This is a genomic window from Bartonella sp. AC10YNML (genome assembly GCF_042196825.1).
Classification (GTDB): domain Bacteria; phylum Pseudomonadota; class Alphaproteobacteria; order Rhizobiales; family Rhizobiaceae; genus Bartonella.
In genome coordinates, this window is record NZ_JBHIRA010000007.1 from 97,742 (window position 1) to 118,146 (window position 20,405).

General features: G+C 38.2%; 19 protein-coding genes and 2 tRNA genes. 1 reads left to right on the top strand and 20 read right to left on the bottom strand.

Features of this window, described 5'->3' with window-relative positions; translation table 11 throughout:
- Positions 1-7: 7 nt before the first annotated feature.
- The 18 genes from proS to ACFINA_RS05435 form a co-directional block, all read right to left on the bottom strand.
- Positions 8-1,333 carry a proline--tRNA ligase gene (proS, locus tag ACFINA_RS05350; protein ID WP_375615193.1) on the bottom strand — a complete coding sequence of 442 codons (1,326 nt, stop codon included), beginning with the start codon at positions 1,331-1,333 and terminating at the stop codon, positions 8-10.
- Between the two features lie 200 nt (positions 1,334-1,533).
- Entirely contained in the window at positions 1,534-3,210 is a 1,677-nt protein-coding gene (locus ACFINA_RS05355) for a ribonuclease J (protein WP_375615194.1), read from the bottom strand.
- A gap of 49 nt (positions 3,211-3,259) precedes the next feature.
- A complete protein-coding gene (locus ACFINA_RS05360) occupies positions 3,260-4,066 on the bottom strand; it encodes a biotin--[acetyl-CoA-carboxylase] ligase (protein ID WP_375615195.1) in 807 nt (268 codons plus the stop codon).
- Between the two features lie 5 nt (positions 4,067-4,071).
- Positions 4,072-5,526, bottom strand: coding sequence for an NADH-quinone oxidoreductase subunit NuoN (gene nuoN, locus ACFINA_RS05365; RefSeq protein WP_375615196.1), 1,455 nt, complete (start codon positions 5,524-5,526; stop codon positions 4,072-4,074).
- A 17-nt stretch (positions 5,527-5,543) separates the two neighbouring features.
- Complete coding sequence (locus tag ACFINA_RS05370) at positions 5,544-7,013, bottom strand: NADH-quinone oxidoreductase subunit M (protein ID WP_375606838.1); 1,470 nt, start codon at positions 7,011-7,013, stop codon at positions 5,544-5,546.
- On the bottom strand, positions 7,013-8,977 hold the full coding sequence (gene nuoL, locus ACFINA_RS05375) for an NADH-quinone oxidoreductase subunit L (protein WP_375615201.1): 1,965 nt from the start codon (positions 8,975-8,977) through the stop codon (positions 7,013-7,015). The genes ACFINA_RS05370 and nuoL overlap by 1 nt, the downstream gene beginning before the upstream one ends.
- 6 nt (positions 8,978-8,983) lie before the next feature.
- A complete protein-coding gene (gene nuoK, locus ACFINA_RS05380; protein ID WP_015856359.1) occupies positions 8,984-9,292 on the bottom strand; it encodes an NADH-quinone oxidoreductase subunit NuoK in 309 nt (102 codons plus the stop codon).
- Positions 9,293-9,306: 14 nt separating this feature from the next.
- Positions 9,307-9,927 (bottom strand): NADH-quinone oxidoreductase subunit J, encoded by a 621-nt coding sequence (locus ACFINA_RS05385; protein WP_375615197.1) that lies wholly within the window; start codon positions 9,925-9,927, stop codon positions 9,307-9,309.
- A 94-nt stretch (positions 9,928-10,021) separates the two neighbouring features.
- Positions 10,022-10,513 (bottom strand): NADH-quinone oxidoreductase subunit NuoI, encoded by a 492-nt coding sequence (gene nuoI / locus ACFINA_RS05390; protein ID WP_375606836.1) that lies wholly within the window; start codon positions 10,511-10,513, stop codon positions 10,022-10,024.
- Between the two features lie 14 nt (positions 10,514-10,527).
- Positions 10,528-11,574 carry an NADH-quinone oxidoreductase subunit NuoH gene (gene nuoH / locus ACFINA_RS05395; protein WP_375606922.1) on the bottom strand — a complete coding sequence of 349 codons (1,047 nt, stop codon included), beginning with the start codon at positions 11,572-11,574 and terminating at the stop codon, positions 10,528-10,530.
- Between the two features lie 22 nt (positions 11,575-11,596).
- Positions 11,597-13,666: an NADH-quinone oxidoreductase subunit NuoG gene (nuoG, locus tag ACFINA_RS05400; RefSeq protein ID WP_375606835.1), complete on the bottom strand. Its 2,070-nt coding sequence runs from the start codon at positions 13,664-13,666 to the stop codon at positions 11,597-11,599.
- 63 nt (positions 13,667-13,729) lie between these two features.
- Positions 13,730-15,037, bottom strand: a complete 1,308-nt coding sequence (nuoF, locus tag ACFINA_RS05405) for an NADH-quinone oxidoreductase subunit NuoF (RefSeq protein WP_375606834.1) — start codon at positions 15,035-15,037, stop codon at positions 13,730-13,732.
- A gap of 142 nt (positions 15,038-15,179) precedes the next feature.
- Positions 15,180-15,851, bottom strand: coding sequence for an NADH-quinone oxidoreductase subunit NuoE (nuoE, locus tag ACFINA_RS05410; RefSeq protein ID WP_375606833.1), 672 nt, complete (start codon positions 15,849-15,851; stop codon positions 15,180-15,182).
- Positions 15,851-17,041, bottom strand: a complete 1,191-nt coding sequence (locus tag ACFINA_RS05415; protein ID WP_375615198.1) for an NADH-quinone oxidoreductase subunit D — start codon at positions 17,039-17,041, stop codon at positions 15,851-15,853. The genes nuoE and ACFINA_RS05415 overlap by 1 nt, the downstream gene beginning before the upstream one ends.
- Positions 17,042-17,161: 120 nt before the next feature.
- A complete protein-coding gene (locus ACFINA_RS05420; RefSeq protein ID WP_375606921.1) occupies positions 17,162-17,770 on the bottom strand; it encodes an NADH-quinone oxidoreductase subunit C in 609 nt (202 codons plus the stop codon).
- Between the two features lie 17 nt (positions 17,771-17,787).
- Complete coding sequence (locus ACFINA_RS05425; protein WP_375606831.1) at positions 17,788-18,369, bottom strand: NuoB/complex I 20 kDa subunit family protein; 582 nt, start codon at positions 18,367-18,369, stop codon at positions 17,788-17,790.
- Positions 18,360-18,725 (bottom strand): NADH-quinone oxidoreductase subunit A, encoded by a 366-nt coding sequence (locus ACFINA_RS05430; RefSeq protein WP_375606830.1) that lies wholly within the window; start codon positions 18,723-18,725, stop codon positions 18,360-18,362. The genes ACFINA_RS05425 and ACFINA_RS05430 overlap by 10 nt, the downstream gene beginning before the upstream one ends.
- A 300-nt stretch (positions 18,726-19,025) precedes the next feature.
- A tRNA-Asp gene (locus tag ACFINA_RS05435) sits at positions 19,026-19,102 on the bottom strand.
- 174 nt (positions 19,103-19,276) lie between these two features.
- On the opposite strand from ACFINA_RS05435, the gene ACFINA_RS05440 reads away from it, so the two are divergent.
- Positions 19,277-19,352, top strand: a tRNA-Val gene (locus ACFINA_RS05440).
- Between the two features lie 287 nt (positions 19,353-19,639).
- Here the strand turns inward: ACFINA_RS05440 and ACFINA_RS05445 are convergent.
- Both ACFINA_RS05445 and ACFINA_RS05450 read right to left on the bottom strand, forming a co-directional pair.
- A complete protein-coding gene (locus tag ACFINA_RS05445; protein WP_375615199.1) occupies positions 19,640-19,909 on the bottom strand; it encodes a type II toxin-antitoxin system YafQ family toxin in 270 nt (89 codons plus the stop codon).
- Positions 19,910-19,913: 4 nt separating this feature from the next.
- Positions 19,914-20,159 (bottom strand): hypothetical protein, encoded by a 246-nt coding sequence (locus ACFINA_RS05450; protein WP_375615200.1) that lies wholly within the window; start codon positions 20,157-20,159, stop codon positions 19,914-19,916.
- Between the last annotated feature and the right edge of the window lie 246 nt (positions 20,160-20,405).

Consider the following 20,405-nt stretch of genomic DNA (forward strand, 5'->3'; position numbering starts at 1 on the left):
TTTCCTATTAAATTATAGAAAGTTGGCTGAGTACATCTTCAACCTTTAGAGATTTTTTTACACCTGTTTTGCGATCTTTAATTTCAACTTCATTTTGTGCAATGCTGTTAGGACCAACAATGATTTGCGTTGGCAAACCAATCAAATCCATTGTTGCAAATTTTGATCCAGGACGTTCATTTCTATCATCTAATAACGGATCAAAACCAACCTTCTTTAATCCCTGATAGAGAAACTCACATGCCTGTGTGCATTTTTCATCATCGGGCTTCATATTGATAATCCCAAAATCGAACGGTGCCATCGACTTTGGCCAAATAATACCATTTTCATCATGAGAAGCCTCAATAGCGGCCGCAACAAGACGCGAAGGCCCAATACCATAAGATCCCATAGAGACCACATGCTCTTTTCCATCTTGTCCCATAACTTTTGCTCCCATTGGAGCGGAATATTTAGTACCAAAGTGGAAAATATGCCCAACCTCAATACCACGCGCTGAAAGACGATTATTATCAGAAATTTTAGCCCATTCCTCTTCCTCATGCATTTCTTCTGTCGCTGCATAAAAAGATGTCCACTGTTTAACGATATCATCTAAAACAGCTTTATCACTGAAATCGATTGAACTATGGGGAACGGTAAGTTCAAGAAATTGTCTATCACAGAAGATAGCGCTCTCTCCCGTTTCAGCCAAAATGATAAATTCATGACTGAGCTCCCCCCCAATGGGACCTGTGTCAGCACGCATGGGAATTGCTTTTAAACCAAGACGAAAAAAAGTGCGTAAATAAGCAACAAACATACGGTTATAAGATGTTTTAGAACCTTCATAATCAAGATCAAAAGAATAAGCATCTTTCATTAAAAATTCTCGTGCCCGCATCACACCAAAACGTGGACGAATTTCATCACGAAATTTCCATTGAATATGATACAAATTAAGCGGAAGATCTTTATAAGAACGAACATAAGAGCGAAAAATATCTGTTACCATCTCTTCATTGGTTGGACCATAAAGTAAATCACGTTTTTGACGATCTTTAATGCGGAGCATTTCCAAACCATAATCATCATAGCGACCGCTTTCACGCCAAAGATCAGCAGATTGAATTGTAGGCATCAATACTTCTATTGCACCAGCGCGTTCTTGCTCCTCACGAATAATTTTACAAACTTTATCAAGCACTTTTTTTCCCAAAGGAAGCCAAGAATAAATTCCTGATGTTTGCTGTCGAATCATCCCAGCACGCAACATAAAACGATGAGAAACAATTTCTGCTTCTTTAGGATTCTCTTTTAACAGGGGAAGGAAATATTGAGAAAGACGCATTGAAATAATTAACTCCTAATCAGATCTACCATATTGAAACAATTTAACACACCCTCCATTCATCTATAGCCGCATTCTGAATACTTGCAAATATAACGATCTTATTGTTTCAAAATTTATTGTGCTCTATTCTCTATTTTTCTTATTTAGCAATAAAATAAAAATGCTTTTCTCTTTAAATAACGTAATAGGAAAATTCTTTATTTTGACCGATGCAAAAAAACTGTACAGATAGGTTTTTTTTGCCAAATCTCATGAACAGCTGCTCTTACTGCACGTCGTGTTGCCTCTCGAATAAGTTCATTATTGTTCCGTTTTAGCCGTGGGATGTTATAAACTGTATTTTCTACAATATCTAAAAGAATATCTTTCAAACTCTCCCCTTTTCCATTATTTTCAGGTAACCCGAATGTTGATAGACCGATATCCCCCAATAATTCATACTTATTATTTATATGGAGAGAAATAGTAACATGACCAGCATAACTGAGTTTGCGGCGTTCACGAATCCCTAATTCATCTTCATCCCCAATTAGGCAACCATCCTTATAGATACGTCCAACAGGAACTTGATCAACAACTTTTACAGGCTTTGGTGCGAGACGTAACATATAGCCATTTCTGATATCCATAACAGTTTGAATACCTGCTTGACGGGCTAAAGTTGCGTGAGTCTTAAGATGCATTGCTTCCCCATGTACAGGAACAAGTATCTGTGGCTTTATCCAATCATACATCTGTAAAAGTTCTGAACGACGGGGATGACCTGAAACATGAACAAGAGCATCTTCATTCGTAATAATTTCAATACCCAAATCAATGAAACGATTTTGTACCTCAAGAATAGATTTTTCGTTTCCTGGAATACTTCGTGATGAATAAATAACGGTATCACCAGCGGAGAGTGCAATATTCCTCATTCCATCACGTGAAAGTTTAGCCAAAGCAGCACACGGCTCACCTTGGCTTCCTGTGACGATTAAAACAAGATCTTTTCGCGGGATGTAACCATAATCATCTTCTGTTACAAATGGCGCTAAACCATTCATATAACCAAGCTCTTGTGCAACCATAATACTTCGCTTAAGGGAACGCCCAATGACAAGTACCTTACGCCCAGAAGCTTCAGCGGCAAGAGCAATAGAACGTATCCGACCAATATTAGAAGCAAAAGTTGCTATCGCAACGCGCCCTTTAGCTTTCAAAATAATTTCAGAAAGACTGGTTTGAACCTGCTGCTCTGATGGAGATATACCATCCCGACACGCATTTGTGGAATCACAAAGTAATGCTAAAATACCTTTTTTGCCTAAAGCACGAAATCTTTTTTCATCGGTTACAGCCCCGAGTGAAGGGGTATGATCGATTTTCCAATCACCAGTATGAATCACAGTCCCCAAAGAGGTTGTAATTGCTAAAGAGACAGCTTCTGGTATTGAATGGTTAACGGCTATAGCCTCTACAGCAAAGGAACCTACCTGAAAACAATCACCAGCTTGAAAAATATTGAGTGAAATTTTTTGAGATTCAAAATCTGCTTGCCTTTTACTTTCCAATAATCCTGCCGTAAAAGGTGTACAGTAAATTGGAACCTGTAACTTTGGCCATAAATCAAGAACGGCCCCATAATGATCTTCATGAGCATGTGTTAAAACAAGACCATGAATATTGTGTTTTTCACTTTCTAGAAAACGAATATCAGGCAAAACAAGATCTGCTCCCGGTAATTCAGGTCCAGCAAAACTAACTCCCATATCAACAAGCAACCATTCACGAAAATTTTCAGGACCAAATCCATAAGCAGCGAGATTCATCCCTATTTCACCTACTCCTCCTAAAGGTAAAAAAACAAATTCATTCTCGTTGGCCGCAACCATAAACATCTCCTAAATCATTAAGATAATCTGATGATGAAATAAAACTTTATCAATTAATACGATTTGCATGAGCAGAAGCAGCTGAACCAAAATGAACATCCCCAGCTGTTATAATGGCTGTTTGACCATTATTTTGTTTTATGATGCAGTTAAAATCACTATCAAGACCATCAAAAATACCCTCGATGACTTTTTCATCATTGATTATTTTGACATGTTGCCCAAGATGAGCAGAGTATAAAAGCCACTTTTCGCGAATTATATTGCGTCCTCCTGATTGTTTCCAAAGGAGATAGTTTTTAGAAAAAAACTCCGTCAGAACCGTAAATAACTGTTCTGCTTCAATATGCAAACCAATATTCTTTAAACTTGAAGTGGGATAGAGTGCGTTTTCATAATTATATTTCACATTTATTCCAATACCAATAACCAATGCATATTGTTGTGATGGCAATTTTAAAATCTCGAGCAAAATTCCAGAGCTTTTCACACCTCTGAGCAAAATATCGTTTGGCCATTTTAAGCTCACAATATTGTTTGTTTGCTTTTCATCTTTTATAAATTGTTTTATTGCCTCTGCTACACTTACTCCAGCAACAAAACCAAGTTGAGCAGCAGTTTGATGCACAATATCCTCAATTAACAAAAGACTAGAATAAAGGTTCCCTTTAGGACTAGACCAAGTTCTCCCTCTTCTCGCTCTTCCCTGTAATTGTTCTTGTGCAACAATCCAAAGATTACCTTGATGACCAGTTTGCGCTTTTCGTTGCGCAATGAGATTTGTTGAATCAATACTATCGTACGCTTCAACAGTGTATCCCTGTTTTTGTGCAAAATCTGATAAAGTATAAACCATATTCGTTAAAACAATGCTGTTGCTGCTTTTTCTGCTAGCTCAGCGAACCAAACTCCAAAAAGCGCGTAAAGTAAAATAAAGAATACAGAAAGACCAAGACAAAATTGAAGCTCTTTCGATAAAGCAACAAAATGCGCTTTTGCATCATCAAACCACATAATTTTAATGACTCGCAAATAGTAAAAAGCCCCAACTACAGACGCTATCATCCCAACGACAGCAAGTGGCGTAAGTCCAGCGTGGACAGCAGCAGAAAATGTATACCACTTTCCAAAAAAACCAGCCATAGGAGGTATGCTTGCTAAAGAAAAAAGCTGTATTGTCATCACAACAGCCATAAACGGATTCGTCTTTGCTAACCCTGAAAGATCATAAATATTTTCAACATTTCCATTCTGAGAGCGCATTCCAAGAATAAAGGCAAATGAACCAAGCGTCATTCCAAGATAAATAGTCATATAAAGGATAACGCTTTTTATCCCAAGCATATCTCCAGCAGATAAACCAACAAGTGCATAACCCATATGACTGATCGACGAATAAGCCATTAAGCGCTTAATATTATTCTGACCGATTGCAGCAAAAGCACCCAGTATCATTGATGCAATTGCCATGAACACCAAAATTTGTTGCCATGCAGGCATCACGTTATCAACACGTCCTAGGGGAATAAAGGTCACCACAATAATACGGATGATTAAAGCCATTGCAGCGACTTTAGGGGCACCAGCAAAAAATGCTGTAATCGGTGTGGGCGCTCCTTCATAAACATCAGGTGTCCACATATGAAACGGAACAGCAGAAATTTTGAAAGCCAAACCAGCTAAAATAAAGACAATTCCAAAAATAACCCCTAATTGTACATTCTTGCCTTTTAAAGCAAGAGCAATTTCGTGAAAACCAATTTGACCGGTAAAACCATAAAGCAAAGAAATACCATAAAGAAGCAACCCTGAAGATAATGCTCCTAAAACAAAGTATTTTATACCGGCTTCAGAAGATTTCACATTATTACGATTAATCGCTGCTAAAACATATAAAGCTAAAGATTGCAATTCTAACCCCATATAAAGCGACAGCATATTACCCGCTGAAATCATAAACATCATTCCAAGGGTTGCTAAAAGAACAAGCACTGGAAACTCAAATATATTAAACTTTTGTGCATTGGCAAAACCAACAGACATGATAAGAGAAAAGAGTGCACCAATAAGCATTAAAATTTTCATATAACGACTAAAGGAATCGATAACGAGCGCATTGGTTTGAAATGAGCCATTTTCCGGAAAAACTATAAGAATAACAATGGTTGCCACAAGAAGTGCTATGGCTAAACCTGTCACTGTTAAAGAAGCACGTGTATTGGAATAAACACCAATCATAAGCAGCACGACAGCTCCTAATGCAATTAAAAGCTCTGGAAGAATTAAGACTAATTGCGCTATTATTTCAGTTTGCATGTGCATTCTTCCCTTATCTAGTGCAGTTTATTGATGAGGGTTTCTACGGAAAACGCCGTTGCCTTAAGAATAGGCGTTGGATAGATACCAAAGAATATTGTAAGAATAACCATTGGATAAAGGAGGAATTTTTCTCTTAAAGAAAGATCTATTAATACTTTTAAATTCTCTTTATCCAAGGAACCAAAAATCACACGCCGATAAAGATAAAGAGCATAGGCTGCCGATAAGATAACACCTGTTGTTGCTAAAACAACAACCAATTTATTTACTTGAAAAACACCTATTAAGGTTAAAAATTCACCCAAAAACCCTGAGCTTCCAGGCAAACCAACATTTGCCATGGTGAAAATTAAGAAAACAACAGCATATTTAGGCATATTATTCACTAAACCACCAAACGCTGAAATTTCACGTGTATGCAAGCGATCATAGATAACACCAACACAAAGAAACAATGCTGCTGAAACAATTCCATGGGATAGCATCTGATAAATAGCCCCTTGTATCCCCTGTTCATTCGCAGCAAAAATACCCATCGTTACATATCCCATATGCGCTATTGAGGAATATGCAATAAGTTTTTTGATGTCACTTTGAACAAGTGCAACCAGTGATGTATAAATAATAGCGATAAGCGATAATGTGAAAACAAAAGGCGCAAAATCTGCTGAAGCGATAGGAAACATTGGTAAAGAAAAACGAAGAAAACCATACCCACCTAATTTAAGTAAGACACCAGCTAAAATAACAGAACCCGCCGTCGGTGCTTCTACGTGAGCATCAGGGAGCCATGTATGAACTGGCCACATTGGCATTTTAACTGCGAAAGAAGCAAAAAATGCAAGCCACAACCATATTTGCATATGAACAGGAAACTGATAATTGAGTAAAGTTGGTATATCAAGTGTCCCAGCCTCCCAATACATAACCATAAGAGCAACCAACATAAGCACTGAACCAAGTAAAGTGTATAGGAAAAACTTGATACTTGCATAAACACGACGTGCTCCACCCCACACACCTATAATGATAAACATTGGAATGAGGCTGCCTTCAAAAAAAACATAGAATAGCATTGCATCAAGAGCACAAAAAACACCAATAATCGCAACTTCTAGAAGAAGAAACGCAATCATATAGGCTTTTAATCTCTCTTTAACATTCTCCCAACTTGCTAAAATACAGAAAGGCAAAAGAAAAGCCGAGAGAACAACAAAAAGAATAGAAATACCATCGACCCCCATATGATAGCTAATACCACCCCCTAACCAACTGGATTTTTCAACCATTTGAAAATTTTGGTTGCTAGAATCAAATCCTATCCAAATAATTAAAGAAATAATAAAAACAAATAGAGTTGTAAAAAATGCAACATTACGTATATTATGGCGTGCTACTTCACTATCATCTTTGATAAACAAAATCAGAAGAACACCAACAAGCGGCAAAAATGTAACCGTAGAAAGAATAGGCCAATCGGTCATTAGTTTACGCCCCCGATCATCATCCATGTAATGAGCAATGCAACGCCGATAAGCATTGCAAATGCATAGTGGTAAAGATAGCCTGTTTGCATTCGAACAACTCTATTTGTAATATCAACAACACGCGCTGCAATACCATTGGGACCTAGACCATCAATAATCTTACCGTCTCCCACTTTCCAAAGAAAAGAACCAATTCTAAAGGTAGGACGAACAAATAAAAAGTTATATAATTGATCGAAATACCACTTTTGGTAAAGAAAGTGATACACTCCTGGCATAATACGCGCCATTTTCTTGGGAAGAGAGGGAGCCGCAATATAAAATAAATAAGCCAACATAAACCCAAGAATCATTGCTATAAAAGGCGACCATTTTACCCAATTAAAAACATGGTGGGCATCATGAAGGATATGATTGTGGCTGCTTGTAAACAATGCTCCCTTCCAAAAAGTATCGTATAAATCACCAAAAAAATAAGGTTGGAAAATAACACCAGCAAATATTGCTCCAATAGATAAAATAAAGAGAGGGATCAACATCACTGGGGGCGATTCATGTACATGATGCATAACATCAACAGTTGCTCGTGGTTTTCCATGGAACGTCATAAAGATAAGCCGCCATGAATAAAAGCTTGTTAATAAGGCTGCAAAAACAAGAAGATAAAAAGCATACCCTGAAGCAATATTATGGGATGCAAAAGCAGACTCTATAATCGCATCTTTTGAGAAAAAACCCGCAGTCCCGAAAAGTGTTCCAGGAACGCCAACACCGGTCAATGCAATGGTCCCGACCATCATCATCCAATAGGTGACCTTTATATGTTTGCGTAACCCGCCCATTTTTCGCATATCTTGTTCATCAGATACAGCATGAATGACAGAGCCCGCCCCAAGAAACAATAAGGCTTTAAAAAAAGCATGCGTAAAAAGATGAAAGACAGCAGCTCCATAAGCTCCAACACCTAATGCAACAAACATATAACCAAGTTGAGAACATGTAGAATAAGCAATAACACGCTTAATATCATTCTGCACTAACCCCACAGTTGCTGCAAAAAATGCCGTTGTTGCTCCAACAATAATAATCACGGTCAAAGCAGTTGAAGAAAGTTCAAAAATTGGCGACATACGCGCAACCATAAAAACACCAGCCGTTACCATTGTTGCTGCATGAATAAGTGCTGATACAGGGGTTGGCCCTTCCATTGCATCAGGAAGCCAAGTATGTAAAAGAAATTGTGCGGATTTTCCCATCGCACCAATAAATAATAAAAGACATGTAATGGTAATTGCCATCTGTCCATCAAACTGCCAACCTAAAAATGTCATATTTTGTATAAAGCTATTGTTTGCAGCTTTTGCAAAAATAGAGCTAAAATCAACCGATTGAAATAAAACAAAAATACTAAATATTCCTAAGAGAAAACCAAAGTCTCCAACACGATTGACGACAAAAGCTTTCATTGCAGCCTTATTAGCAGAATCGCGTTGAAACCAAAAACCAATTAACAGATAAGAAGCAAGTCCGACACCTTCCCATCCAAAAAACATTTGGATCAAATTGTTGGAGGTCACCAACATAAGCATCATAAATGTAAACAAAGAAAGATAAGCAAAAAAACGGGACCTTGAGGGGTCACGATGCATATAACCAATTGAATAAATATGCACTAATGCCGAAACACTGTTTACAACAATAAGCATGACCGCTGTTAATGTATCAATATGTAAAGCCCAGTTAAAGCTTAAGTCACCAACAGTCATCCAATGTAATACCAATACATCAATTACTGGAGTATGACCAAGTGCAATACTAAAAAAAGCCACCCACGACAATATGGCAACAATCACCATAAAGCTACATGTTATCAATTCACTCGCACGATCTCCTATCGTTTTCCCACCTAGTGCAGCAATGAGAAAACTCAAAAGCGGAAGAAAGACAATCGTATAATACATCACTGGTTAGCCTTTCATTACATTAACATCTTCAACCGCAATGGAACCACGATTACGGAAAAAAACGACAAGAATTGCTAAACCAATGGCAGCTTCAGCAGCTGCTACGGTTAAGACAAATAGAGCAAATATCTGCCCAACGAGATCATGAAGAAACGCTGAAAATGCAACAAAATTAAGATTAACTGAGAGTAATATAAGCTCAATAGACATCAAGATAATAATCACATTTTTTCTGTTGAGAAAAATTCCAGCAATACCAATTGTAAACATCAAAGCAGAAACTGTGAGATAATGCGTAATATCAATATACATCTATATAGCCCCCCTTAAATACCTTTTCCTGATTCAACTTGCTTGATTTCAATGGCACTTTCTACCGTTCTAGAAACTTGCTCTGCAATAGATTGCCTCTTTACTCCTAATTTATGACGAAGTGTTAAAACAATAGCACCAATCATTGCAACCAATAAAATTATTCCAGCAATTTGAAAATAGAAAACATAATCCGTATAGAGAATATCTCCTAATGCCTGTGTATTTGTTCGCTGCGCTAAATCAGGCATTGGTTGCGTAATATGCGCTCTCAAGACTGGAGAAAAATAGCTACTTACAAAAACAACAATCAATTCTACAGCGATAATAACGCCAATAAGAGCTCCAATAGGAGCATACCGAAGAGTTCCACTCTTTAACTCAGCAAAATCGACATCAAGCATCATAACGACAAATAAAAATAAAACAGCGACAGCTCCAACATAAACAACAAGCAGAATAAGCCCTAAAAACTCTGCTCCTGCAAGTAAAAATAAAGCCACAGCATTAAAAAATGCGAGGATTAAAAACAAAACAGAATGCACTGGATTGCGTGCTGTAATAACAATAACTGCACTTGTTAGCATAATAAAAGCAAACAAATAGAAAAATGCCGCCGCTAGATCTGTTAGCATAGGCTTCTCCTTAATTATTCAAACAATTGGTATAAACTTCATACCAGATTACAATTTATCGGAAAACTATCCGACACCTCATTTAATGATACACTTAACGATAAGGTGCATCCATCAATATATTTCGAGCAATTTCTCGCTCCCAACGATCTCCATTCATTAAAAGTTTTTCTTTATCATAATAGAGTTCTTCACGTGTTTCTGTTGCAAATTCAAAATTTGGTCCCTCAACAATAGCTTCTACCGGACACGCTTCTTGACAAAAACCGCAGTAGATACACTTAACCATATCGATATCATAACGGACAGTTCTCCGTGTACCATCATTACGTCGCGGACCTGCTTCAATTGTAATCGCTTGTGCAGGGCAAATTGCTTCACATAATTTACAAGCAATACACCGTTCTTCACCATTTGGATAGCGACGCAATGCATGCTCACCACGGAAACGGCCAGATACAAAACCTTTTTCATAAGGATAATTAATTGTGGGTTTTGGTGAAAAAAATTGACGCATAGCTAAGAAAAAAGCACTCACGAATTCCAATAGAAGAAGTGATTTTGCCGCCTGAATGAAACCTGACATCGTAAAATCTCCTCTTAAACGAAATCCGTAAATTTTAAAAAAGAAGCAGTTATCACAACCATTGCTAGTGAGAGAGGAAGAAAAACCTTCCAACCAAGCCGCATGAGCTGATCATAGCGATAACGTGGAACAAAAGCTTTAACCATAGCAAACCAAAAAAATACAAAACAGACTTTTAAAACAAACCAAATGATACCAGGAACCCAATTAAGCCACCAAACATCTAAAGGAGGCAGCCAACCGCCCAGAAATAGAATGGTTGTTAATGCGCACATTAAAACAATCGCAACATATTCACCTAGAAAGAAGAGCATGTAAGGCGTTGAAGAATATTCAACCATATGACCAGCAACAAGTTCAGATTCTGCTTCCACCAAATCGAACGGAGGACGGTTTGTCTCTGCAAGCGCAGAAATAAAAAATATAATAAACATTGGAAAAAGGACCAACCAATTCCAATCGAGAAAACTGTTAAAAGGAAGACCAAGAGTTGTACCAAGCCCGTGCGTTTGTTTAAAAACAATTGTTGTGAGATCTAACGAACCACTTATTAAAATGACACTCACAAGCACAAAACCAATGGAAACTTCATAAGAAACCATTTGTGCCGCCGAACGAAGAGCTCCTAAGAAAGGATATTTTGAATTTGATGCCCATCCCCCCATAATAACACCATAAACTTCAAGAGATGAAATGGCTAAAATATAAAGCAAGCCAACATTAATCTTTGCAACCTCCCAGCCCTCATTGACAGGAATAACAGCCCAAGTTGATAAAGCAAGTGTCGCTGAAACAAAAGGAGCTAAAAGAAAAACACCCTTATTTGCACCTGCAGGGATAATAGGCTCCTTAACAACAAATTTAATTAAATCTGCAAAAGACTGTAACAAACCCCATGGGCCAACAACGTTTGGTCCACGACGCAATTGTACCGCTGCCCAAATTTTTCTATCTGCGTAAAGAAGATAAGCAACTAAGATCAAAAGAACGACTAAAAGAAGCAGTGTTTTTCCAACGATAATAAGTAATGGCAACAGCCAAGTCATAAAGAAATCATACATCATTATTCCTTTTCCTTTGCCTTTACTCTACAGTTTGCGTAACACGGTTTTTTGCAAGAGATGAACATTCAGCCATAACGGCAGAAGCACGTGCTATCGGATTTGTCAAATAAAAGTCTTTAATCATAGAAGTAAATGTTTGACTCTCTAGAGAAACCATTTTTGAACCAAGCACCTTAAGATTACTTATATCAGAAGGCACTATATCATCAACGGCACAAAGATGTGGATAATCATTAAACAAACATTGTCTTAATTGAGAAAGAGAATCAAAAGGAAGCCTTTGTCCTAAAACATCCGATAAAGCACGTAAAATAGCCCAATCTTCTTTTGCTTCACCTGGAGCAAAACCAGCCCGATTTGTCATTTGAACACGCCCTTCTGTATTTACATAAAGCCCTGATTTTTCAGTATAAGCAGATGCAGGCAAAATAACATCAGCAGCATGCGCACCATTGTCACCATGGCTACCAATATAAACTATAAAAGCTTTTGTATCAGCTAATTCTACTTCATCAGCACCAAGTAGAAATAAAATTTCACAGGTTTTTAGAATATTGGCAACCCCAAGCTTAGAAGTAAAGCCTATATCCAACCCTCCAACAGTTGATGCTGCATTATGAAGAACTCCAAATCCATTCCATGTCTCACTAAGAGCACCTATATCATCCGCTAATTTAGCAAGATTTTTTAAAACAGGTAAACCTTCATTTCCTGAAATTGCTCCCTCTCCAATAAGAATAAGGGGCCTCTTTGCTTCTCTTAAGACATTTAAAAAAGCATCCTCTCCCCGAATAAGTGTCGTTAATGTATCACTTCCAGATCCAAGGTAAGAATAAGGATAACGTAAATCAACTTTCTCTCCAATTAATGCAATAGGAAAATTTCCTATTCGTTGGCGCTTTAAAATGCGTGCATTTAAAACAGCCGCTTCATGACGTGGATTAGATCCCACAATAAGCAGAGCATCAGCCTGTTCAATACCTGCAATTGTAGGATTAAAAATATAACTCGAACGCCCAAACTCAGGCGATAAAGCAACCCCTCTTTGGCGACAATCAAAGAGCGTTGAGCCCAACGAACTCAATAATGCCTTAAGGGCGTACATTTCTTCAACAGAAGCAAGATCTCCAGCAATGGCTCCAATTTTTTCTGGAAAAATTTTAGAGATCACCATTTTAATTTTTGCAAAAGCTTCTGTCCAACTGACAGGTTGAAGCTTTCCATCTTTGCGTACATATGGCCTATCAAGCCGCTGAGTCCGTAATCCATCCCAAATAAAACGCGTTTTATCAGAGATCCATTCCTCATTTACATCTTCATTCGTGCGCGGCATAATCCGCATAACTTCACGACCGCGGCTATCAATACGGATAGCACTACCAAGCGCATCCATCACATCGATCGATTCCGTTTTGACCAATTCCCACGGACGGGCATGAAATGCATAAGGTTTTGAGGTTAAAGCCCCTACAGGACAAAGATCAATAACATTTCCCTGTAATTCAGATGTCATAGCTTTTTCAAGATACGTCGTAATTTCAGCATCTTCACCACGACCGATCAAACCAAGCTCAGAAATACCTGCTACTTCCGTTGTAAAACGAACACACCGTGTACAATGAATACACCGTGTCATAACAGTTTTGACAAGAGGTCCAATATATTTATCTTCTACAGCACGTTTATTTTCTGTATAACGAGAACAATCTCGCCCATAAAGCATTGCTTGATCTTGAAGATCACATTCTCCCCCTTGATCACATACTGGACAATCCAAAGGATGATTAATGAGAAGAAATTCCATAACACCTTCACGTGCTTTTTTTACCATCTCCGTATTGGTAAAAATCTCAGGCGCTTCACCGTTAGGTCCTAACCGTAAATCACGAACCCCCATAGCACAAGAAGCCTGAGGTTTTGGAGGACCACCCTTAACCTCAACCAAACACATGCGACAATTTCCAGCAATTGACAAAGATTCATGAAAACAAAAACGTGGTATTTCTGCCCCAGCTGCCTCGGCAGCCTGAAGCAGCGTGTAGTAATCAGGAACTTCAATCTCTTTGCCATCAACTTTGATATTTATCATCACCCATCCAACCTGCGGATAATCCACTTAAAATTTGCATTCGGTTGCTCCTTAAAAAATTTTCTATCCCACGACTTCCAAAGCAATATTTTTTCTTTGGACGACATTTCGCGTATATTCATCAATTCTACGTTCAATTTCTGGACGGAAATTACGAATCAGCCCTTGTACAGGCCACGCTGCAGCATCGCCAAGAGCACAGATAGTATGCCCTTCAACTTGTTGAGAAACCTCAAATAAAAGATCAATCTCGCGTTTTTGCGCTCTTCCCTCAACCATACGTCCTAAAAGACGCATCATCCAACCCGTCCCCTCACGACACGGTGTACACTGACCACAACTCTCGTGCTTAAAAAAAACAGCTATACGCCAAATTGCTTTGATAATATCGGTTGATTTATCCATAACAATCATTCCCCCTGTGCCAAAAGAAGACCCGACATCTCGCATCCCATCAAAATCCATAATCGCATCGATCATATCCTCACCACGGACGACTGGACAAGAAGCCCCCCCTGGAATAACTGCTAAAAGATTATTCCATCCACCACGAATACCACCCGTATGTTTTTCAATTAATTCACGGAATGAAACACCAAGAGCGTCTTCAAATGTACAAGGGGCGTTAACATGCCCTGAAACCATAAATAATTTTGTGCCAACATTATTCGCCCGCCCAATTGATGAAAACCACGAAGCTCCTCGCCGCAAAATTGTTGGAACAACGGCAATGGACTCTACATTGTTGACTGTTGTTGGACAGCCATAAATCCCCATATTAGCAGGAAATGGTGGTTTAAGCCGAGGTTGTCCCTTTTTTCCCTCAAGACTTTCAAGAAGGGCCGTTTCTTCACCACAAATATAAGCACCGGCTCCATGATGAATGATAATATCGCAAGCATGCCCATATTTTGTTTTTTTGCCAAGCAAACCTGCATCATAACATTCATCAACGGCAGCCTGTAGCGCTTCACGCTCACGAATATATTCACCACGAATATAAATAAAAGCAACATTGGCTCCCATAGCAAAAGTAGCGATTGCACATCCTTCAATCAAAGTATGGGGATCATGCCGTAAAATATCACGGTCTTTACATGTCCCAGGCTCTGATTCATCAGCATTGACAACCAAATAATGAGGACGCCCATCACTCTGCTTTGGCATAAAAGACCATTTCATTCCGGTAGGAAAACCAGCACCACCACGACCGCGTAAACCCGACGCCTTCACCTCATCAATAATCCAGTCACGACCTTTGTCAATAATCCCTTTCAGACCATTCCAATGTCCACGCGACATCGCAGCCTTTAATGATTTGTCTTTTAAACCATAAATATTGGTGAAGATACGATCTTTATCAGCTAGCATACCCCACCTTTTTTTCTATTGCCCGTAGCATTTTTAGCTTTTCCTCAAATGCAATTTAAAAAAAATCTTGAAACTTTCTACTTTTAATCAAATGTTGTTATAAATGAGTGACATAATGGAATATCTTTTCAAAAAATTTTTACTAAGATTCCATTCCCTTATTATCCTTTTTCTTTGATCCCTTGAGAGATTTACTTTTTTCTTCATCATCAAGAAGAGATGTTAAACCACTAATTGGCTCCGATGATTTACGACTATTTTGCGGACCAACAGCTATCTCAGGACCCTTTCCCGCCTCAAATGCATCGATAATCTCTTCAAGGCGTTCCGCTGTAAGATCTTCGTAAGTATCTTTAAAAATCATAACCATGGGAGCATTAACACAAGCACCAAGACACTCCACCTCTTCCCATGACAATGTTCCATCCTGATTGGTTGTAAAAGGCTCATGATGAATTTTTTTCTGACAAACTTTAATCAATTCATCAGAACCACGTAACATACAAGGCGTTGTCCCACAAACTTGAATATGCGCTTTTGTTCCAACAGGCTTAAGCTGAAACTGAGTATAAAAAGTAGCAACTTCTAAGACACGGATATATGCCATAGAAAGAATTTGAGCGATATGTTCAATTGCAGCACGTGTCACCCAACCATCTTGCTCTTGCGCACGCATTAATAACGGAATGACAGCTGATTGCTCACGCCCGACAGGATACTTTTCTATAGTATTTTTTACCCATATTTGATTTTCTTTTGTAAAAGAAAACTCTGCGGGCTGATAGATATCATCTGCAAGACGGCGTACGGACATTAGCGATCAACCTCCCCAAAAACAATATCAATCGAACCCAAAATAGCTGTAGCATCCGCCAACATATGGCCTCGAGTTAAAAAATCCATAGCTTGGAGATGAGCAAATCCAGGAGCACGCAACTTGACACGATAAGGCTTATTGGTTCCATCAGAAACAAGATAAACACCAAACTCACCCTTTGGAGCCTCTACAGCAACATACACTTCTCCAGGGGGCGTGTGAAACCCTTCCGTATAGAGTTTAAAGTGATGAATCAGTGCCTCCATTGAGCTTTTCATTTCGCTCCGCTTTGGTGGTACAATTTTGCGATCCAAACTCGAAACTGGTCCATTCTTTTCAGTCCCCAGTAACCGTTCTACGCATTGACGCATAATTTTCGCTGATTGACGCATTTCTTCCATACGAATAAGATAGCGATCATAACAATCACTATTTTTACCTATAGGAATATCGAATTCCATTTCATCGTAACATTCATAAGGCTGACTTTTACGCAAATCCCATGGAATACCAGCTCCACGAATCATAACCCCAGAAAAACCGCGTGCCCAAGCTTCATCAATACTTACAACGCCAATATCCACATTACGCTGCTTAAAAATTCGATTTGGGGTCACAAGCGCATCAAGTTTTCCGAGAGAAACAAGAAATGGATCAATAAAATCACCAATACCCTCAACTAAAGATTCTGGTAAATCTTGATGCACGCCACCGGGGCGAAAATAATTTGCATGAAGACGAGCACCACAGGCACGCTCATAAAAAATCATCAATCTTTCACGTTGCTCAAATCCCCAAAGCGGTGGTGTTAAAGCACCAACATCCATTGCCTGTGTCGTTACATTAAGCAAATGATTAAGAATACGCCCAATTTCAGAAAACAAAACACGTATTAATTGCCCTCTTTTAGGAACTTTTATATCTAATAACTTTTCAATAGCAAGAACAAAAGCATGTTCCTGATTCATAGGAGCAACATAATCCAAACGATCTAGATAAGGACCCGCTTGGAGATAAGTCTTTGTTTCCATTAATTTTTCAGTACCGCGATGCAACAACCCAATATGTGGATCTACACGCTCAACAACTTCACCGTCCAGCTCCAGAACCATGCGCAAAACCCCATGCGCGGCAGGATGCTGCGGACCAAAATTGATATTAAAGTTTCGAACATTGACCTCAGCCACAATCAACCCCTTGCTTTTTTTAAAAACTTCATATCAAATATTAAAAAAATCTATCATATTAAAAACATTAATTATTTTAAAAATATGCTATTCTAATAGAACGCCTTATCAAAACCAATATCATTTTTTACTGTCTGCTTTTTCATCACATGGTAAAATATATTGTCCTCCTTCCCAAGGAGAAAGAAAATCAAAATTACGCATCTCTTGGCGCAAAACAACAGGCTCATAAATCACCCTCTTTGCTTCATTATCATAACGGCATTCAACAAATCCTGTCACAGGAAAGTCTTTACGTAAAGGATATCCTTCAAAACCATAATCTGTTAAAATCCGTCTTAAATCCGGATGTCCTGAAAATAAAATCCCATACATATCATACGTTTCACGTTCATACCACTCTGCACCAGGATAAACCGTACAAGCTGAAGCAACGGGAGTATTTTCATCCGTACGAACTTTTACACGTAAGCGTAAATTCTCACGAGGGGATAATAATTGGTAAGAAACATCAAAGCGCTTATCGCGGGAAGGATAATCCACACCACTAATGTCTGTGAGATTAATAAATTGACAGCGAGAATCATCACGAACAAACATTAAGACATCGATAATTGCATCAAGACGTGCCACAATAGTCAATTCACCAAAAGCAAGAACAGTCTCTTCAAGCTTATTTCCTAACTTATTTTCCAAATAAGCCGCAAGTTCAACCAATGATTCATTCATCATGACAAGAAAACTCTCTATCGCTCTATGGATCCGGTACGACGGATTTTTTTCTGTAACAATAATATGCCGTATAATAATGCCTCTGCTGTCGGTGGACACCCTGGAACATAAATATCGACAGGCACAATACGATCACAGCCACGCACCACTGAATAGGAATAATGATAATATCCCCCACCATTTGCACATGATCCCATAGAAATCACATAACGCGGCTCTGGCATCTGATCATACACTTTTCTTAAAGCAGGAGCCATCTTATTTGTTAGAGTACCTGCCACCACCATCACATCTGACTGGCGGGGTGAAGCTCGTGGTGCATATCCAAAACGCTCATTATCATAATGAGGCATTGAGCATTGCATCATTTCGATAGCACAACAAGCCAAACCAAAACTCATCCACATTAAAGAACCGGTACGTGCCCAAGTAATCAAAGCATCTGCCGAGGTAACTAAAAACCCCTTATCTGATAATTCAGCATTGATATCACGAAAAAACTTATCGTCAGATCCTATTAGCCCACCAGTATTTGGATCAATGATTCCTTTTGGTTTTGGAGCCTCAATCGTTGAATTATTAGATCTTAATTCCATTCAAGGGCTCCTTTTTTCCATTCATATATAAATCCAATAGTCAAAATCGCTAAAAACACAATCATCGACCAAAAGCCAAACATACCTATTGATTCGAATGAAACAGCCCAAGGAAAAAGAAAAGCAACTTCAAGATCAAAAATAATAAATAAAATTGATACCAAATAGAAACGAATATCAAACTTCATGCGAGCATCACTAAATGAATTAAACCCACATTCATAAGCCGATAACTTTTCAGGATCGGGGGAACGATATGCTACAATGTAAGGCATAATCAATAAAGCTCCAGCAATAACTGCCGAAACAATAATAAAGATCAAGACCGGTAAATAAGAGCTCAATAAATAAGCCATAACCCTCTTCCATCATAACGAAATGCCTGAGTTTAACACAATGATTCAATATTGCGAGACCAAACAGACAAATTTAACAATCGCTCTATTAACTCTATTCATACTGCTTCAAAGGCATACAGAGCGATACTTTTCTTATCGGCATAGGTAACGCAGAGCAAAGAAAGACGCAAGCCCTATATCTTATAAACCATATAAAAAGAAAGAAAAAATATATTTATTCCCCAATCAAATACTCCACCACATTACTCATAGCATATGGATATTTTAATAAAGGAAATTTCATAAGGAATCATGAAATGGCGCGAGTGACGGGGCTCGAACCCGCGACCTCCGGCGTGACAGGCCAGCACTCTAACCAACTGAGCTACACCCGCGCATTTTTTTCGAACCAATGTTAATTTGGTACAAGCGGTCGTGTAAGGGGTTCATGCGTTTATGTCAAGAAGGATTATGCATTTTTAAAAAAAATTATCAAATCTCATCTTTATTCTTGCGTTTAGAAAAATTCTTCCTTAAATAGTCTCCATTCAATTGCTGATCATTGCATTGGGCGATTAGCTCAGCTGGTAGAGCGCCTCGTTTACACCGAGGATGTCGGGAGTTCGAGTCTCTCATCGCCCACCATTCTGTTTTATATTCCTATTAAGTTTTTGATTCTTCATATATTTTTTTAAAGATAAGGGATGCCTAAATAAAGTTAGGGGAATAGGATTTTTAACATTTCTCTATAAAGCACGCTTCGCACAATGTTTCTAATGTTTCTTTGAAGTCTGCTAACGCTTCTTGATGTAAGCCATCTAAAAAGTTCTGTCACACGAAGAAACATTTTTTCTGATTCTAACAAATCTTTTTGAGATTTTCCTCAATTATTGCGAATCAAGAACTTTTTTCGGCGATTCAGAATTAGATTCTTACCTAAATAAATCTGAATGTGTTCCTGTTCTATCAAAATGGACTCGGTCTTCATCAACTATATAAATTAGTAACCAATCGGATTCTATATGAAGATCTCGACGGGGCTTCCAATTTCCTTGTAAGGCATAATCATTTAAAATAGATGGCAATTGCTGCTTATGAATCAGAAGTTGCATAACTTCTGTAAGCTTTTGCATATCCCTTCCACGCTTTTTTGCCCGTTTTATATCCTTTTTAAACTTTCCTGAATAACTTACTGAACGCATAATTTTAGAGATCTAATTGCTGGATTAAATCAGCTATATTGTCAGCATAAAAAATATCTTCATTGCTGTCCGTTTTATGAAAAGTTTCAAGTGTTTCCTTATTAGGTACCTTGTTATTTTCAACATAAACACGAATAAGATCACGTAAGATCTGAGATGCTGGGCGGTGTTTTCTTTCAGCTATAGCCATAAATGCATTTTTTAGATTTATATCTACTTTAGCTGCTATAAGTTCACTTTTTACACTCATCACATTGTCTCTTTAAGCACTTTAATAGTTATATATTATTTAACTTAGTTAAACATAGTTTAACTTGTCATTAATATCAATCTTTTTTCTTTAAAGGAGAGATTTGATATCTAACTTTTTGTTATCCATCTTTTAAGATGTAAGAAGCTATTCTCTATGGCATCCACAAAACGGGAAAAATCTATTACAAACATAAAGAGAATGAAGGCAATCCACTTCATGATGCGTGACATCATCTTTAAGCCT